General features: G+C 40.1%; 11 protein-coding genes. 10 read left to right on the forward strand and 1 reads right to left on the reverse strand.

All coding sequences use genetic code 11. From position 1 onward, the window contains the following. Positions 1–428 precede the first annotated feature (428 nt). Complete coding sequence (locus ACWXWT_RS16025; RefSeq protein ID WP_456042582.1) at positions 429–2,465, reverse strand: putative bifunctional diguanylate cyclase/phosphodiesterase; 2,037 nt, start codon at positions 2,463–2,465, stop codon at positions 429–431. Between the two features lie 400 nt (positions 2,466–2,865). Here ACWXWT_RS16025 and pnp point away from each other — a divergent pair, with 400 nt between their 5' ends. The 10 genes from pnp to deoD all read left to right on the forward strand — a co-directional run bounded on the left by pnp (position 2,866) and on the right by deoD (position 15,999). After that, positions 2,866–4,962, forward strand: a complete 2,097-nt coding sequence (gene pnp, locus ACWXWT_RS16030; protein WP_456042583.1) for a polyribonucleotide nucleotidyltransferase — start codon at positions 2,866–2,868, stop codon at positions 4,960–4,962. A 148-nt stretch (positions 4,963–5,110) separates the two neighbouring features. Further along, positions 5,111–6,022 carry a lipoprotein NlpI gene (gene nlpI / locus ACWXWT_RS16035; RefSeq protein ID WP_456042584.1) on the forward strand — a complete coding sequence of 304 codons (912 nt, stop codon included), beginning with the start codon at positions 5,111–5,113 and terminating at the stop codon, positions 6,020–6,022. A 76-nt stretch (positions 6,023–6,098) separates the two neighbouring features. After that, positions 6,099–7,679: a peptide chain release factor 3 gene (gene prfC / locus ACWXWT_RS16040; protein WP_456042585.1), complete on the forward strand. Its 1,581-nt coding sequence runs from the start codon at positions 6,099–6,101 to the stop codon at positions 7,677–7,679. Positions 7,680–7,944: 265 nt separating this feature from the next. Further along, positions 7,945–8,706, forward strand: a complete 762-nt coding sequence (locus ACWXWT_RS16045) for a TatD family hydrolase (RefSeq protein ID WP_456042586.1) — start codon at positions 7,945–7,947, stop codon at positions 8,704–8,706. Between the two features lie 177 nt (positions 8,707–8,883). After that, on the forward strand, positions 8,884–10,146 hold the full coding sequence (locus ACWXWT_RS16050; RefSeq protein WP_456042587.1) for a NupC/NupG family nucleoside CNT transporter: 1,263 nt from the start codon (positions 8,884–8,886) through the stop codon (positions 10,144–10,146). Positions 10,147–10,500: 354 nt separating this feature from the next. Continuing rightward, positions 10,501–11,358 (forward strand): nucleoside-specific channel-forming Tsx family protein, encoded by an 858-nt coding sequence (locus tag ACWXWT_RS16055; RefSeq protein WP_456042588.1) that lies wholly within the window; start codon positions 10,501–10,503, stop codon positions 11,356–11,358. Positions 11,359–11,733: 375 nt separating this feature from the next. Beyond that, complete coding sequence (gene deoC, locus ACWXWT_RS16060; protein WP_456042589.1) at positions 11,734–12,507, forward strand: deoxyribose-phosphate aldolase; 774 nt, start codon at positions 11,734–11,736, stop codon at positions 12,505–12,507. Positions 12,508–12,625: 118 nt separating this feature from the next. Further along, entirely contained in the window at positions 12,626–13,957 is a 1,332-nt protein-coding gene (gene deoA / locus ACWXWT_RS16065) for a thymidine phosphorylase (RefSeq protein ID WP_456042590.1), read from the forward strand. Between the two features lie 11 nt (positions 13,958–13,968). After that, a complete protein-coding gene (locus tag ACWXWT_RS16070; RefSeq protein WP_456042591.1) occupies positions 13,969–15,186 on the forward strand; it encodes a phosphopentomutase in 1,218 nt (405 codons plus the stop codon). Between the two features lie 102 nt (positions 15,187–15,288). Beyond that, positions 15,289–15,999, forward strand: a complete 711-nt coding sequence (gene deoD, locus ACWXWT_RS16075; protein WP_137226279.1) for a purine-nucleoside phosphorylase — start codon at positions 15,289–15,291, stop codon at positions 15,997–15,999. Positions 16,000–16,221 lie beyond the last annotated feature (222 nt).

Raw genomic sequence — 16,221 nt, forward strand, 5'->3', positions numbered from 1 at the left:
ACACAGAAGTGGAATACCTGAGAGACTCCATTCTGGCGGGTTTCAAAGTCCTTTATGCTTCGTTAGATGCTTTCAAAATACGACGGCATGGTCTATTTTTTTCCATAAAAAATAAGACATTCCCACCCTCCATGGCGGTCAGATACTGGAGGTAGAGTAACGCAGGAGCTTGTTACCGAAAATCACTATTCGCTTACATCATCTGCCTTGCCTACAGCTCTTTGAACTCCCGCTGAAAGATCACACATTTAATAGGATTGGTATTAATATTATGTGGTTTTTTTGTGTACAAGTGGTTTGATAACCTACGCGATGACTATCGCGTTATATACCCTTTAGGGTAATGCGCGATCTAAGCTTGTGGGGGGCTTCGGTTAAGCCTGGCATCATATAATGGCAGACTTAACATTATATGATGCTTTGCTGGTTTAAATATGCATTATCTTTGCTGTATTGCAGGTAATATACTTTTCTTCAAATTCTTCTATCGGCAATGGCTCACTAAAGTAAAAGCCTTGGCCAATTTCACATTGATTGTGTTTCAACCATTCAAGCTGTTGAATATTTTCAATCCCTTCCGCGACAATGGTTAGATCAAGTTGACGGCCCAGCATTAAAATGGTCGACGCTATGGCGCTATCTTCTGGAAGATCACTGACAAATGCACGGTCGATTTTCATTGTGGTGATAGGTAAATGACGTAAATAAGACAAAGAAGAATATCCTGTACCAAAGTCATCTACAGCAATACCAAAGCCTGCTGATTTGAGTTGCTCTATCTTAACGATGGCTTGTTCGACATCATTCATAAGGGATGTTTCAGTAATTTCAATTTCCAGTAATTCGGGTCTTATTTGGTATCTAATCGCCAATTGCTTAATATCAGGCACTAAACTGGCATCTGCAAATTGTTGTGAGGCAACATTGACCGCAATTGGTATTTCATAGTTGTATTTACGTTGCCATTCTCTAATGACTTTGCAGCTTTGTTCTATGACCCAACGACCAATAGGGATAATAATACCTGTTTCTTCTGCGACCGGAATAAATGACATGGGGCTAATCAGTCGCCCGTCTTTTTGCCAGCGAATAAGCGCTTCACATCCCACAACTTTATTGGTGTTTAAATCGAATTTTGGTTGGAAATATAATAAAAATTCGTTGTTTTTCAGAGCATCATGCAATGACGCTTCTGTACGCAATCTTACCGCTGCGCGTTCGGTCATTTGTTGTTTAAAGAAAGACCATTGATTTGAACCCGCCGCTTTTGCACTATACATTGCAATGTCTGCGTGTCGGATAAGATCTTCTGCGGTAATTCCGTCTTCTGGGTAAATCGAAATTCCGATTGACGCTGCAGGGTGAATTGCGTGTTCGTTTAGTTGAATTGGTGTATTTAGTTGGGTGAGCAATTTGTCAACAAAGTCAGCAGCTTGTGATGGTGTTTGAACTTCATCGGCTAAGATTACAAATTCATCGCCACCAAGACGTGCAACACTGCCTCTATCACCGACGACTCTTTCTAATATTCGCGCTATACGTGCTAAAAATTGATCTCCTAAAGCATGTCCTAGCGAATCGTTAACATTTTTAAAGCGATCTAAATCGATAAAGAGTAGCGCAAAATTTCGTTTATGAACCCGTGAACGTTGAATGGTGACATTTAATGTTTCCAATAGCAGGGTGCGGTTAGGTAACCCTGTTAATGGATCTCGAGTTGCCATTTTACGCAGCTTGTTTTGGGTTTGGCTAAACTGCAATAGAATTTGATTAAATTTACTGGTGACTAAGCCCAATTCATCATCGCTATGCGCCTTAGACATGGGCAATAAATTTTCATCAGGATAGTCTGGATCAATTTTATCAATAGCTTCACTAATTCGTGCGATAGGTTGGGTGAGAAAACGATGAAACACGACGGTTAATACTAATGTTAGCAATAATGCACGAGCTAAGGTGGCAATGAGCCCTAGTTGGAGCTGACTGAAGAGTTTGGTGGTCAGCTTCTGAGTATCATAAAATATTGTTAGGGTGCCGATAAGCTGTTGTTGTTTGTTCCCTTCGAAATAGAATGGGCGATATAAAGGGCGAGAGATTTCTTTTAACTCTCCAAAAAGCCGATTGCTAAAGGAAATGTAACTGTTGGGGAATTCATCGGATTCATTTGCGACAGAGACAAACAAAGAACCATCATCAAGTTCAATAACGGCTGAACCGACGTTGTCTACTTTAATAATACCTTCTAGGGTTTGTCCGGCAAGTTTATCATCTAATGACCAAACCGCATTGGTTGTTGTTTGTTCAACTGAGTCAAGGAGTTCTTGTTGTGCTTCAGTAAGCTGTTGTTTAGTTGTTATGACAACTAATGCGATTTCGACAATAAAGATAGCAATCGCGAAGAACAAAGCGGTAAATACCACTAAGTTAGTCTGTTTCCATGTAAGAGACTTAAAACGGGCCGTCATGTTTTATTCCATGTCATATAAGTGACTATTTTTTCAAGTTTATTTTAGTATTTTGTAATACTAAAACTATCAATGATATATACACAATGAAAAAGTTAATCCGAACGTGGCAAATGTGTAAGCTAACCCTTCAGAAAATTGACATTATGAAGCCTAACTCTAGTCAAATTCACCAGCCTTGTCATCATTAATCAAAGGAAATAGTGAAGCTTAACTCACTTAATTGAGATTAACGTATCTTAATGACGTGTAAATCATTGCTAATGCGATGATCTAATGTCGGAAAGTGATTATTTTAAAGATTTTAAGGTTCTACAACTCGCGACTATTTAACTATTCATTCTAATTGAAGTATACTTGTGCGCGTAATTAAAGGTCATTAAATTAAGGAATGGGTCACGTGAATCCAATTGTAAAGAGTTTTGAGTATGGTCAACATACCGTCACCTTAGAAACAGGTGTTATTGCACGTCAAGCAGATGCTGCAGTTTTAGCGAGCATGGGCGACACTACAGTATTAGTTACTGTAGTTGGAAAGAAAGTAGCGGACTTAAGCCGAGACTTCTTCCCGCTAACTGTTAATTATCAAGAAAAGACTTATGCTGCGGGTAAAATTCCTGGCGGTTTCTTTAAGCGTGAAGGTCGTCCTTCAGAAGATGAAACTCTGATTGCACGTCTAATTGACCGTCCTATTCGTCCTTTATTCCCAAACGGTTTTAAAAATGAAGTTCAAGTTATCATTACTGTAGTATCTGTTGATCCACAAATCGAACCAGATATTGTTTCAATGATTGGTACTTCTGCAGCATTAGCAATTTCTGGTATTCCTTTCAGCGGCCCACTAGGTGCGGCGCGTGTTGGTTATATCAATGATGAATATGTACTTAACCCTACAGTTGATCAACTTGCAACAAGCTCACTAAACTTAGTGGTTGCTGGTACTAAAGCCGCTGTATTGATGGTTGAATCTGAAGCTAAAGCGCTTGCAGAAGAAATCATGTTAGGTGCAGTAACTTACGGCCACGATCAGCAACAAGTAGTTGTGGATGCCATTGCTGAGTTCAAAGCTGAAGCAGGCAAACCTACATGGGATTGGACTGCACCAGTTCAAGATCAAGATTTAGTAGCTAAAATCAAAGATCTTGCCGAAGTCGGCATGACTGAAGCTTATCAAATTGAAGTTAAGCAAGACCGTTATGCACAAGTTGGCATTGTGAAAGCGGCTGCAAAAGCTGCATTAGTCGCAGAAAACCCTGATGTTGATACTCGTGAAGTAGACAATTTGTTAGGTAGCTTAGAGAAGAAAATTGTTCGTGGTCGTATTATTAGTGGCAAGCCACGTATCGACGGTCGTGAACCCGACATGATCCGCGCATTAAATGTGCTTGCTGGTGTACTTCCTCGTACGCATGGTAGTGCATTATTTACCCGTGGTGAAACTCAGGCGCTCGTGACTTGTACTTTAGGTACTGAACGTGATGCTCAAAAAATCGACAGCATCATGGGCGAACGTACAAATCGCTTTATGCTTCACTATAACTTCCCTCCATACTCAGTTGGTGAAACTGGCATGGTGGGTTCACCTAAGCGCCGTGAAATCGGTCATGGTAAGTTAGCATGGCGTGGTATGAATGCTGTTATGCCTTCAGCTGAAGAGTTCCCATACAGTGTTCGTGTTGTATCAGAAATCACTGAATCAAACGGTTCAAGCTCAATGGCTTCAGTTTGTGGTACTTCATTAGCATTGATGGATGCTGGTGTACCAATTAAGAGTTCTGTAGCTGGTATCGCAATGGGTCTAGTAAAAGAAGGTGACGATTTCGTTGTGCTTTCTGACATTTTAGGCGATGAAGACCACTTAGGTGACATGGACTTTAAAGTTGCTGGTACTCGTGACGGTATCACTGCATTGCAGATGGATATCAAGATTGAAGGTATCACAAAAGAAATTATGGATATCGCATTACAACAAGCATATGGCGCTCGCGTTCATATCCTAAATGTAATGGACCAAGCTATTGGTTCACATCGTGATGATATTTCTTCTCATGCCCCACGTATCACGACTATCAAAATCAATCCTGAGAAAATTCGTGATGTAATCGGTAAAGGTGGCGCGGTAATTCGTGCACTTACTGAAGAAACGGGTACTACGATTGAGCTTGATGACGATGGTACTGTCAAAATTGCTTCATCAAACGGCGAAGCAACTAAAGAAGCTATCCGTCGTATTGAAGAAATCACAGCAGAAGTTGAAGTTGGCCGTATTTATAATGGTAAGGTTATCCGTATCGTTGATTTCGGTGCATTTGTTAACATTCTTCCTGGTAAAGATGGTTTAGTGCATATTTCGCAAATAAGCGATGAACGCGTTGCAAATGTTTCTGATCATCTTCAAATGAACCAAGAAGTGGCTGTTAAGGTGATGGAAGTTGATCGCCAAGGTCGTGTAAGACTGTCAATTAAAGAAGCTCAAGCAAAAGAATCGGCTGAGTAATTTAATGTAGTGCGTTAAACGACTTAAAAAGGAGATCATTTGATCTCCTTTTTTATTGAGTCAAAAAATAATCTGTAATCTCCATGGCTCTTAGATTGTCAGATTGCTATGATGCTGAATATTAATCGAACCTGATAAGGTAAAGCGGATGGAATGTAAACTACGCACCACAATCGTTGCCGTTGTTGTCGGTGCAAGTATGTTGTTGTCAGGATGTGCTGCAACGTTAGGTTCAAATGACCCTGTAGCAGGGCAGATGATTGTCGCGCCAGTCATGCCTGATTATAAGCTGGAAGTCACACTTGCCAAGTTGAATGAAATTTTAGCTACGATGGAGTTAACTGATGAACAACGTGCACGTTTTCATTATGATCGTGGTGTTATCTATGACAGTGTAGGGCTACGTTTACTTGGTCGTATTGATTTTCATCAAGCATTAAAATTACAGCCGAATTTAGCTGATGCGTATAATTTTCTTGGCATTTATTATACCCAAGAAGGTGAGTTAGATAGTGCTTATGAAGCATTTGATGGGGTATTAGAGTTATCGCCGAGTTATGACTATGCCTTTTTAAACCGTGGAATAGCCTTATACTATGGTGAGCGTTATGAACTAGCCGTTACTGATATGAAAGCGTTTTATGATAGAGATCCAAGTGATGGCTATCGTGTTCTATGGCTATATTTGATGTCTTCTGCGGTTGATAAAACGCAAGCACTAGTCGATCTTGAGACGCAGCGACAACAGCTAAAAGATCAAGACTGGGCCAGTGTGTTAGTTGACTTTTACTTAGGTAAAATAGATCAAGAGCAAGTATTCTCTGCTGCTAAAGTGGGCTTGTCACAACAAAAAGAATATGCAGAGCGCTTATGTGAAGCTTACTTTTACTTAGCGAAACATGCTGCCTCAAAAGGCCAATATCAACAAGCGGCCAATTTTTATCGGTTAACTTTAGCCACAAATATTTATGATTTTGTGGAACATCGATATGCCAGAATCGAATTGGCTAAGATGAAAAACATGATCCAACAGACTACTCAACAATCAATAAAAAGCTAAAAAGCACTTTGCCTAGCCAATTCTACCGATAGGCGCTATAATTTGCGCCTTTTTTAGCGGCTAGTGCAAGGTTAACATGTCAGGCAACAACGTTGAGGTCGACAAGCGTCGTACCTTCGCCATCATTTCGCATCCCGATGCGGGTAAAACCACCATCACCGAAAAGGTACTGTTATTCGGACAGGCTTTACAAAAAGCCGGTACGGTAAAAGGTAAAAAGTCAGGACAACATGCAAAGTCTGACTGGATGGAAATGGAAAAAGATCGTGGTATTTCTATCACGACTTCTGTCATGCAATTTCCTTACGGTGGCGCACTCATCAATTTGCTTGATACTCCCGGTCACGAAGACTTTTCGGAAGACACTTATCGTACACTAACCGCAGTAGATTCATGTTTAATGGTAATCGACTCCGCTAAAGGTGTAGAAGATAGAACCATTAAATTGATGGAAGTGACCCGTTTACGTGACACGCCCATTGTGACATTCATGAACAAATGTGACCGTGATATTCGAGACCCTATTGAATTAATGGATGAAGTTGAAGCTGTTTTAAAGATAGCTTGCGCGCCAGTGACTTGGCCAATCGGTTCTGGGAAAGAATTTAAAGGTGTTTACCATATTTTACGGGATGAAGTCATTTTATACCAAAGTGGTATGGGTCATACCATTCAAGAAGAGCGAATCATTAAAGGATTACATAACCCTGAGCTTGATAAAGTGCTTGGCGCATATGCTTCTGAAATTCGTGATGAAATGGAGCTGGTTGCCGGCGCTTCACATGTATTTGACCAGCAAGCATTTTTAAAAGGTGAACTCACGCCTGTTTATTTCGGTACTGCACTTGGTAATTTTGGTGTTGACCATATTCTTGATGGTATTGTCGAATGGGCGCCAAAACCACTACCTCGTGAAAGTGATGTTCGTGATGTTATGCCAAATGAAGATAAATTTTCAGGGTTTATTTTTAAAATTCAAGCCAACATGGATCCCAAGCACCGTGACCGAGTTGCGTTCATGCGTATTTGTTCTGGTCGATATGAACAAGGCATGAAAATGCACCACGTACGTATAGGCAAAGATGTCAATGTTAGTGACGCATTAACCTTTATGGCTGGTGATCGTAGTCGAGCTGAAGCTGCTTATCCAGGCGATATTATTGGCTTACATAATCATGGCACTATGCGTATTGGTGATACATTCACTCAAGGCGAAAAGCTTCGCTTTACTGGCGTACCTAATTTTGCACCTGAAATGTTCCGTCGTATTCGCTTGAAAGATCCGCTTAAGCAAAAACAATTATTGAAAGGCTTAGTACAATTATCTGAAGAAGGTGCTGTACAGGTATTTAGGCCTATTGACTCTAACGACTTGATTGTGGGCGCAGTTGGTGTTCTTCAGTTTGAGGTGGTTGTCGGCCGCTTAAAGAGTGAATACAACGTTGAAGCGATTTATGAAGGCATTAGTGTGAGTACTGCTCGCTGGGTTTATTGTAACGACGAGCGAAAATTAGAAGAGTTTCGTCGTAAATGCAGCCAGAATTTAGCCCTTGATGGCGGTAATAACTTGACTTACGTAGCTCCAACGATGGTGAATCTGAATTTATCAATAGAACGTTATCCTGACATTGAGTTTGCCAAGACCCGTGAGCATTAATTGTTAATGTAAATTTTGCTGTTATGTTAATAAAGGTGGCTTTGCCACCTTTATTTTTGTATTTTTTCGCATGAAAAAGAATGATTAGCACTATTTTAAAGTTATTTATCATTACACTTTGGTAAAATTAAATTTCATGCTGTTATAAAAGCGGACGAAGCCTCTTAGCTACGGCAGTTGTTAATCGAATTTTAGCGACTGAAGAAATGATATTATTAAAATCCACATTCAAACAAATTAATATTGGTACGCAAAGAGCACTCCTATGATAGACACTCATGCTCATCTCGATATGGCTGTGTTCGATGATGATAGGGCACAGCTTTTTGATGCAATGCATCAGCAAGGTATTACTTCCGCTATCATCCCCGGAGTATCGGTTGAACAATGGCCGAAGCAAATACGAATAGCTCAACAATATGATTGCTATTTTGCCCTTGGAATTCATCCTTGGTATGTGCCAGTTGATATTGATATTGCTATTATCAAGCTTGATACAGTATTACAACAATATCGAGAAAATAAGCGTTTGGTTGCTGTTGGAGAGTGCGGATTAGATAAATTACATCATTGGTCGGATAAACAATTGTTGTTACTAGAAAAACAATTATACCTTGCTCAATTTTATCAGTTGCCAGTTATTTTACATGCCGTTAAAGCTCATCAAGAGTTGCTGACAATACTAAAAAAAATGAAGTTAGTTCGCGGTGGCGTTGTGCACGGCTTCTATGGAAACACTGACATTGCCAAACAGTATATTGCACTTGGCTTTAAATTAGGAATTGGTGGATTATTGCTCAACCCCAGAGCCAAGAAGCTTCGAGAAGCAGTAACAAACTTACCGTTAGAGCACTTTTTATTGGAAACAGATTCGCCAAGCATGAGCCCATTTGACCATCCGCATACACGTAACACCCCCCTTATATTGAGCAGAATTGTGTCCGAAATCTCATTTTTAAAGAAAAAAGAAACTGTCTGTATATTAGAACAGTCGAATAAAAATGCAGTGCAACTATTTGAGCTTTAATCCTTTTTTTTAAAACGGAAATGTGATTTAGCTGTTTTTTTTGCTAAGGGATTGAAATTAAACTCTAAAAAGTTGATCAAAACGACGCTTTTCGTTTCACGCTCAGTTATAATCGTCAACGGAAATTAGGTGAGTTAACAACATTCAAAAAAACTGTTAACAAAAGGGTGATGATTAATGGATATATTAATGAGTTTAGTAGGGGTGGTCACCTTACTAGTGATAGGTTTTCTACTATCAAATAATAGAAAAGCAATTAATGTACGTACAGTTGGTGGTGCTTTAGCTATTCAAGCATTCTTCGCTGGTTTCGTTTTATACGTACCAGTCGGTAAAGATATTCTGAAAGGTGTTTCTGACGCTGTATCAAGTGTGATTAGTTATGCACAAGCTGGTACTAGCTTCTTATTTGGTGATTTGGCTAACTTTAAAGTTGGTTTCATTTTCGCCATCAACGTATTACCTGTCATTATATTCTTCTCTTCTCTAATTGCTGTGCTTTACTATTTAGGCATTATGCAGTGGGTTATCCGTATTATCGGCGGTGGTCTACAGAAAGCATTAGGCACTAGTCGTACAGAATCTATGTCAGCTACAGCCAACATCTTTGTTGGTCAAACAGAAGCACCATTAGTTGTGCGTCCGTTTATTGCGACAATGACTCAATCTGAATTATTCGCAATCATGGTTGGTGGTCTAGCTTCTATTGCAGGTTCTGTATTAGCTGGTTACGCGCAAATGGGTGTTCCAATTGCATATTTAGTTGCAGCGTCATTTATGGCGGCACCAGGTGGTCTATTAATGGCTAAACTGATGCACCCTGAAACTGAAACTGCTATTAACGAAATGGATGATTTACCAGATGATCCAGATAAGCCAGCAAACGTTTTAGATGCAGCAGCCGGTGGTGCTTCTTCAGGTATGCATCTTGCTTTGAACGTTGGTGCTATGTTGATCGCATTCGTTGGTTTAATCGCGATGGTCAACGGTATCATTGGTGGTGTAACAGGTTGGTTTGGTGTAGAAGGTATTACGCTAGAGCTAATTCTTGGTTATATCTTTATGCCACTAGCTTTCTTAATCGGTGTACCTTGGAACGAAGCATTAGTTGCTGGTTCTTTCATCGGTCAAAAGATTGTTGTTAACGAATTTGTTGCTTACTTGAACTTTGCTCCGTATCTACTTGATGCGTCAGCAGAAGGGTTCAAAGTTGTAGCAGAAACTGGCGTAATGATGTCAGATCGTACTAAAGCGATTATCTCTTTCGCATTATGTGGATTTGCTAACTTATCTTCAATTGCAATTTTATTAGGTGGTTTAGGTGCTATGGCTCCTTCACGTCGTCATGACCTTGCAAAATTAGGTATCCGTGCTGTTATTGCTGGTTCATTAGCTAACTTAATGAGCGCGACATTAGCCGGTTTATTCTTAGCTATCTAAGAGTAAGTCCTGGGGGAATCCTCCAACAGCTGGGTCTTTATGTAAGTCAATGTTAGAGACCCAGTTTTGTAGAAAGTTGTTATTGATTTTTGTGTTAATCCACCGTTTCCCAATATGAATTTATGACGTTTTAGTGATTGTAAAAGAGGATGGTTTAAATCCTCTATTCCGAAGTAAAAGGTCAAATTGTTAATAATGTGTAGACAAAAAGTCGCGACATTGTTCACAAAAAAGAATTTTGTATTCGTTTTTTATTGATTAAATATTGAGATTTATATCAGTAACGGTAAAATACGAATGACTAAAAGAAGTGCTATCCAAGAAGATAGTTAAATAATATACATGGGGTTGATGATGAAAAATGTAAAAATGTTAGCTTTAGCGGGTGCAACAGTTGCTGCTATTTCTGGTAATGCTTTTGCTGCAGATCGTAGCGATCTTCACGGTAGTGATTACAAGTGGTTACAGTTTAACGCTATGTACTCTATTGGTGAAAAACCAGAAAATCCATCTTCAGGTGATCAACATAACTACCTAGAAATGGAATTTGGCGGACGTTCTGGTGTTGTTGATCTTTATGGCTATGTTGATGTTTTCAACTTAGCGACAGAAACAACTAACAATGGTGACAAAAACCCAGGCGAAGGCTCAAGCAAATTGTTTATGAAGTTTGCTCCGCGTTTCTCTATTGATGCAATTTCTGGTAAAGATTTATCTTTTGGCCCAGTACAAGAAGTGTATTTCTCTACTTTGTTCACTTGGGATGGTCTTAGTGGCGAAGGCGTAAACAATACTCTTTGGGGTCTTGGTGCTGATGTTAATGTACCTTGGTTAGGTAAAACTGGTATGAACCTTTATGGTTTATATGACATGAACAACAAAAAATGGAACGGTTATCAGTTCTCAGCTAACTGGTTCAAACCTTTCTACTTCTTTGACAACAAGAGCTTCTTGTCTTTCCAAGGTTATATCGATTATCAGTTCGGTGCTGATGAAGCATATTGGCCAACAGAAGAGAATGGTCCTCTAGTTAAAGGTCTTTCTGATAGCGGCGGAAATATCTTCTTTGGTCTATACTGGCACTCAGATCGTTACGCACTGGGTTATGGCTTAAAAGGCTTCCAAGATGTGTACACAGTTACAGACGGTGGCGCTACAGGCCTAGAGTCTACTGGTTGGTCACATTACCTATCTGCAACTTACAAGTTCTAAGATTGGTTTAGTGAATATGATGGAGCCGCTTTTGCGGCTCCATCTTTAATATGAACAACGATGCCGAATTTTTATCTAACGTTATTAGTTTTTAGTATCTTTATATAAAGGTTTGTATTCTACAAAGTTTTATTTTTACGCGCTAAAATGGATTTTTCGCGGAATAGCTAAAACAAATATCTTTGTTTTACCTTTTCCGGTCTTCAAGGATTCAAGTCGTGGTACTCGTTATCAGATTGAATACTTAGGTTAGTAAATATCACCTAAATTTACTGGCAATACAGAAGGCCCGGCCATAATTATAATCATATGCCAGCACTATAGTATTGCCTGAAAAAAATTATCGACTTTGATTTTTCGTTTTGGAGAGCAATTATGACTGATTTAAAACAAGCGGCGCTACGCGGTATTTCGTTAATGGATTTAACCACATTAAATGACGATGATACCGATCAAAAAGTGATCGACCTATGCCACAAAGCCAAGTCTCCTGCAGGTAATACTGCCGCGATTTGTATTTATCCTCGCTTTATTCCTATCGCACGTAAAACCCTTAATGAACTCGATTGTGAAGACATTAAAATCGCAACAGTCACCAATTTCCCTCATGGTAATGATGACATTGCTATTGCAGTATTGGAAACTCGAGCTGCAGTGGCATATGGCGCTGATGAAGTAGATGTTGTGTTTCCATACCGTGCGTTGATGGCTGGTAATGAGTCTGTTGGGTTCGAGCTGGTTAAAGCATGTAAAGAAGAATGTGGTGATGATGTCCTGTTAAAAGTGATTATCGAATCTGGTGAGTTGAAAGATCCTGCACTTATTCGAAAAGCATCAGAGTTGTCAATCGATGCGGGTGCTAACTTTATTAAAACATCAACAGGTAAAGTACCTGTTAATGCCACAATTGAAGCCGCTGAAATTATGCTAACCGTCATTAGTGAAAAAAATCGCCAAGTTGGATTTAAGCCTGCTGGTGGCGTGCGTGATGCCGCTCAAACGGCCGAGTTTTTAGCATTAGCTGAGCGTATTTTAGGTGCAGATTGGGTAAGCCCACAAACATTCCGTTTTGGTGCCTCTAGCTTGTTAAATAGCTTGTTGCATACCCTAGAATTAACTGACGCACCTAAAGCGACATCAGGTTACTAATTCGTTAATTCCTTCTTTGCATGATGAATGATCGTTGTGCAAAGCGCCATCATTCGGTGGCATTTCAGTTATTAATGGCGATCCTAGCGGTGTTGGGTTGCCTAAAAGGGGATTCAATATGTTTCTTGCTCAAGAGATTATTCGTAAAAAGCGTAACGGCGATGCACTAAGTACTGCTGAAATTCAATTTTTTGTTGACGGTATTACTCATAACACGGTTTCAGAAGGCCAAATTGCCGCGTTTGGCATGGCGGTGTATTTCAAAGACATGAATATGGACGAACGTATTGCATTAACGATTGCCATGCGTGATTCTGGAACCGTATTAAACTGGGATTCACTTGGTCTCAATGGTCCAATTATTGATAAGCATAGTACTGGCGGCGTGGGTGATGTCATAAGCTTAATGCTTGGCCCTATGGCTGCTGCTTGTGGTGGTTATGTACCGATGATTTCAGGTCGTGGTTTAGGCCATACTGGTGGTACTTTAGACAAGTTTGATGCTATTCCAGGTTATCAGACTGAGCCTTCAAGTGAGTTATTCCGCAAAGTTGTTAAAGACGCAGGTGTTGCCATCATTGGCCAAACTGGTGATTTAGTACCGGCAGATAAACGTTTCTATTCCATTCGCGATAATACCGCCACTGTAGAATCTATTTCATTAATTACCGCATCCATTTTATCTAAAAAGTTAGCCGCTGGACTTGATGCCCTTGCAATGGATGTCAAAGTTGGCAGTGGTGCATTTATGCCAACCTACGAAGCATCTGAAGAATTAGCCCGCAGTATTACTGCTGTCGCAAACGGTGCTGGCACAAAAACAACGGCGTTATTAACGGATATGAACCAAGTGTTGGCTTCATGTGCAGGTAATGCTGTAGAAGTTCGCGAAGCGATTAACTTTTTAACTGGTCAATATCGTAATCCGCGTTTGTATGCAGTCACCATGGGATTATGTGCAGAAATGCTTATTTTAGGTGGTATTGCACAAAATGAAGCAGAAGCACGTAATAAGTTAAATGCTGTACTCGATAATGGTAAAGCAGCTGAAGCGTTTGCTAAAATGGTTGCTGGTCTGGGTGGCCCAACCGATTTTGTTGAGTCATATGATAAGTATTTACCTCAAGCGAAGATTATCCGTCCTGTTTATGCGAATACATCTGGTTTTGCTTATAAAATGGATACACGCGAACTGGGTTTATCTGTTGTTACCCTAGGTGGCGGACGTCGTAAACCTGGTGACGCACTGGATTACAGTGTTGGCTTAACTCAAGTGTGTGCATTGGGTCAGGAAGTGAATCAAGATATTCCGTTAGCGATGATCCATGCTCAATCTGAAGATGCCTTTGCAGAAGCCGCTGCAGCTGTTCAGCAAGCGATTGTTATTGGCGATAGTGCGCCTGAGAAGACGCCTGAAATATATCGTTATATTCGCGCTTCAGATTTATAAAGGAAAATATGATGAAACGAACTTTTATTTTAATGCTCGATTCTTTTGGTGTCGGTGCAGCCACCGATGCAGATAAGTTTGGTGATGTCGGTTCTGATACTTTCGGCCACATTGCGCAGGCGTGTGCGGAAGGTAAAGCGGATATTGGCCGACAAGGCCCTTTAAAATTACCGAATCTTGCTCGATTAGGTTTAGGTCACGCAGGTTTTGAAAGCACTGGTCAGTTTGCTGCTGGTTTTGGTGATAATGTTGAGCTTATTGGTGCTTATGGCCACGCTGATGAATTAAGTTCTGGCAAAGATACACCAAGTGGACATTGGGAAATGGCTGGCGTACCCGTTTTATATGAATGGGGATATTTCAGCGATTTAACCAATTCATTTCCTAAAGAATTAACGGATAAAATCCTAAAGCGTGCAGGATTAGACGGCTTTTTAGGTAATTGCCATGCTTCAGGCACTAAAATTCTAGAAGAATTAGGCGAAGAACATATGAAAACAGGTTTGCCTATTTTCTATACTTCTGCTGACTCTGTTTTCCAAGTGGCTTGTCATGAAGAGTCGTTTGGGTTAGAGAACCTTTACAATTTATGCAAAATCGCTCGTGAAGAGTTAGAGCCTTACAATATTGGTCGTGTTATTGCGCGCCCATTTGTAGGTACAGGATCGACTGATTTTGCCCGTACAGGTAATCGTCATGATTATGCGGTATTGCCGCCTGCACCAACAGTGCTTGATAAAATGAAAGATGCCGGTGGTGAAGTGGTCAGTATTGGTAAAATTGCCGATATTTATGCTCATAGTGGTATTACTCAAAAGTTTAAAGCCACAGGTCTTGAAGAGTTATTTGATGAAACCTTAGCGCAAATTAAGCGTGCAGGTGATAACACCATTGTATTTACTAACTTTGTTGATTTTGACTCTCATTATGGTCATCGTCGTGATACCGCTGGTTATGCTAAAGCTCTTGAATATTTTGATTCTCGTTTACCTGAGTTATTTGCGGCTTTAGAGCCAGATGACCTTGTTTTATTTACAGCAGATCATGGTTGTGACCCTACTTGGGTGGGGACTGAGCATACTCGTGAGCGCGTACCGGTTTTAGCTTATGGTGCTGGTTTACCTGCGGGTTCATTAGGTCGCCGGAAGTCTTTTGCTGATATTGGTCAGTCTATTGCGAGTTATTTTAAATTAGAACCAATGAATTATGGTGAATCTTTTATTAATTAGTCACATTTTCAAACGACGGTTCTATATAAAGTTTAATAGCTTTGCTAAACTGCAAACATGATTTAGTTATATAAAATAAAATAGAAACATAGGGGTTATAACATGGCTACACCACATATTAATGCTGTTGAAGGTGCTTTTGGTGACACAGTACTTTTCCCAGGCGATCCATTACGAGCAAAATACATTGCAGAAACATTTCTAGAAAATGTTGAGCAAGTAACAGATGTTCGTAACATGCTTGGTTTTACTGGTACCTACAAAGGTAAGCGTATTTCGGTTATGGGTTCAGGTATGGGAATTCCATCTTGTTCAATTTATGCTCATGAATTAATTAAAGATTATGGCGTCAAAAACCTAATCCGTGTTGGTACTTGTGGTGCTATTAGCACTGACGTAAAAGTGCGTGATGTGATTATTGGTATGGGCGCATGTACAGATTCACGCGTAAACCGTTTACGTTTTAAAGACAACGATTTTGCTGCTATCGCTGACTACAGCTTATTAAGCGCTGTCGTTGATTCAGCTAAAAAACATGGAACGAAGATCCGTGTTGGTAACGTTTTCTCTGCTGATTTATTCTATACTCCAGATCCTCAAATGTTTGATGTGATGGAAAAAATGGGTGTATTAGGCGTCGAAATGGAAGCTGCTGGTTTGTATGGAGTTGCACATGAGCTAGGTGCAAAAGCCTTATGTGTTGTGACAGTATCTGACCACATTCGTACTGGTGAAAAAACCACCTCTGATGAGCGTCAAACTACATTCAGTGAAATGATTGTGATGACTTTAGATGCAGCGCTAACGCTGTAGTTTTTGGTCGATGTAAAAATGGGCACTTATAGTGCCCATTTTTATTGTTCAAATTTCTATCTTCGTTATTATACCAATCCCATTAAATATCTGGCCAGTTCAGAGTCTCTCAGGTTTTTCAATTCAAGGCACATTGATGTAGAAATGGTTGTTGCCTTTTAAATCGATGTAACACAGAAGTGGAATACCTGAGAGACTCCATTCTGGCGGGTTTCAAAGTCC

The sequence above is a fragment of the Shewanella sp. A22 genome (assembly GCF_053850585.1).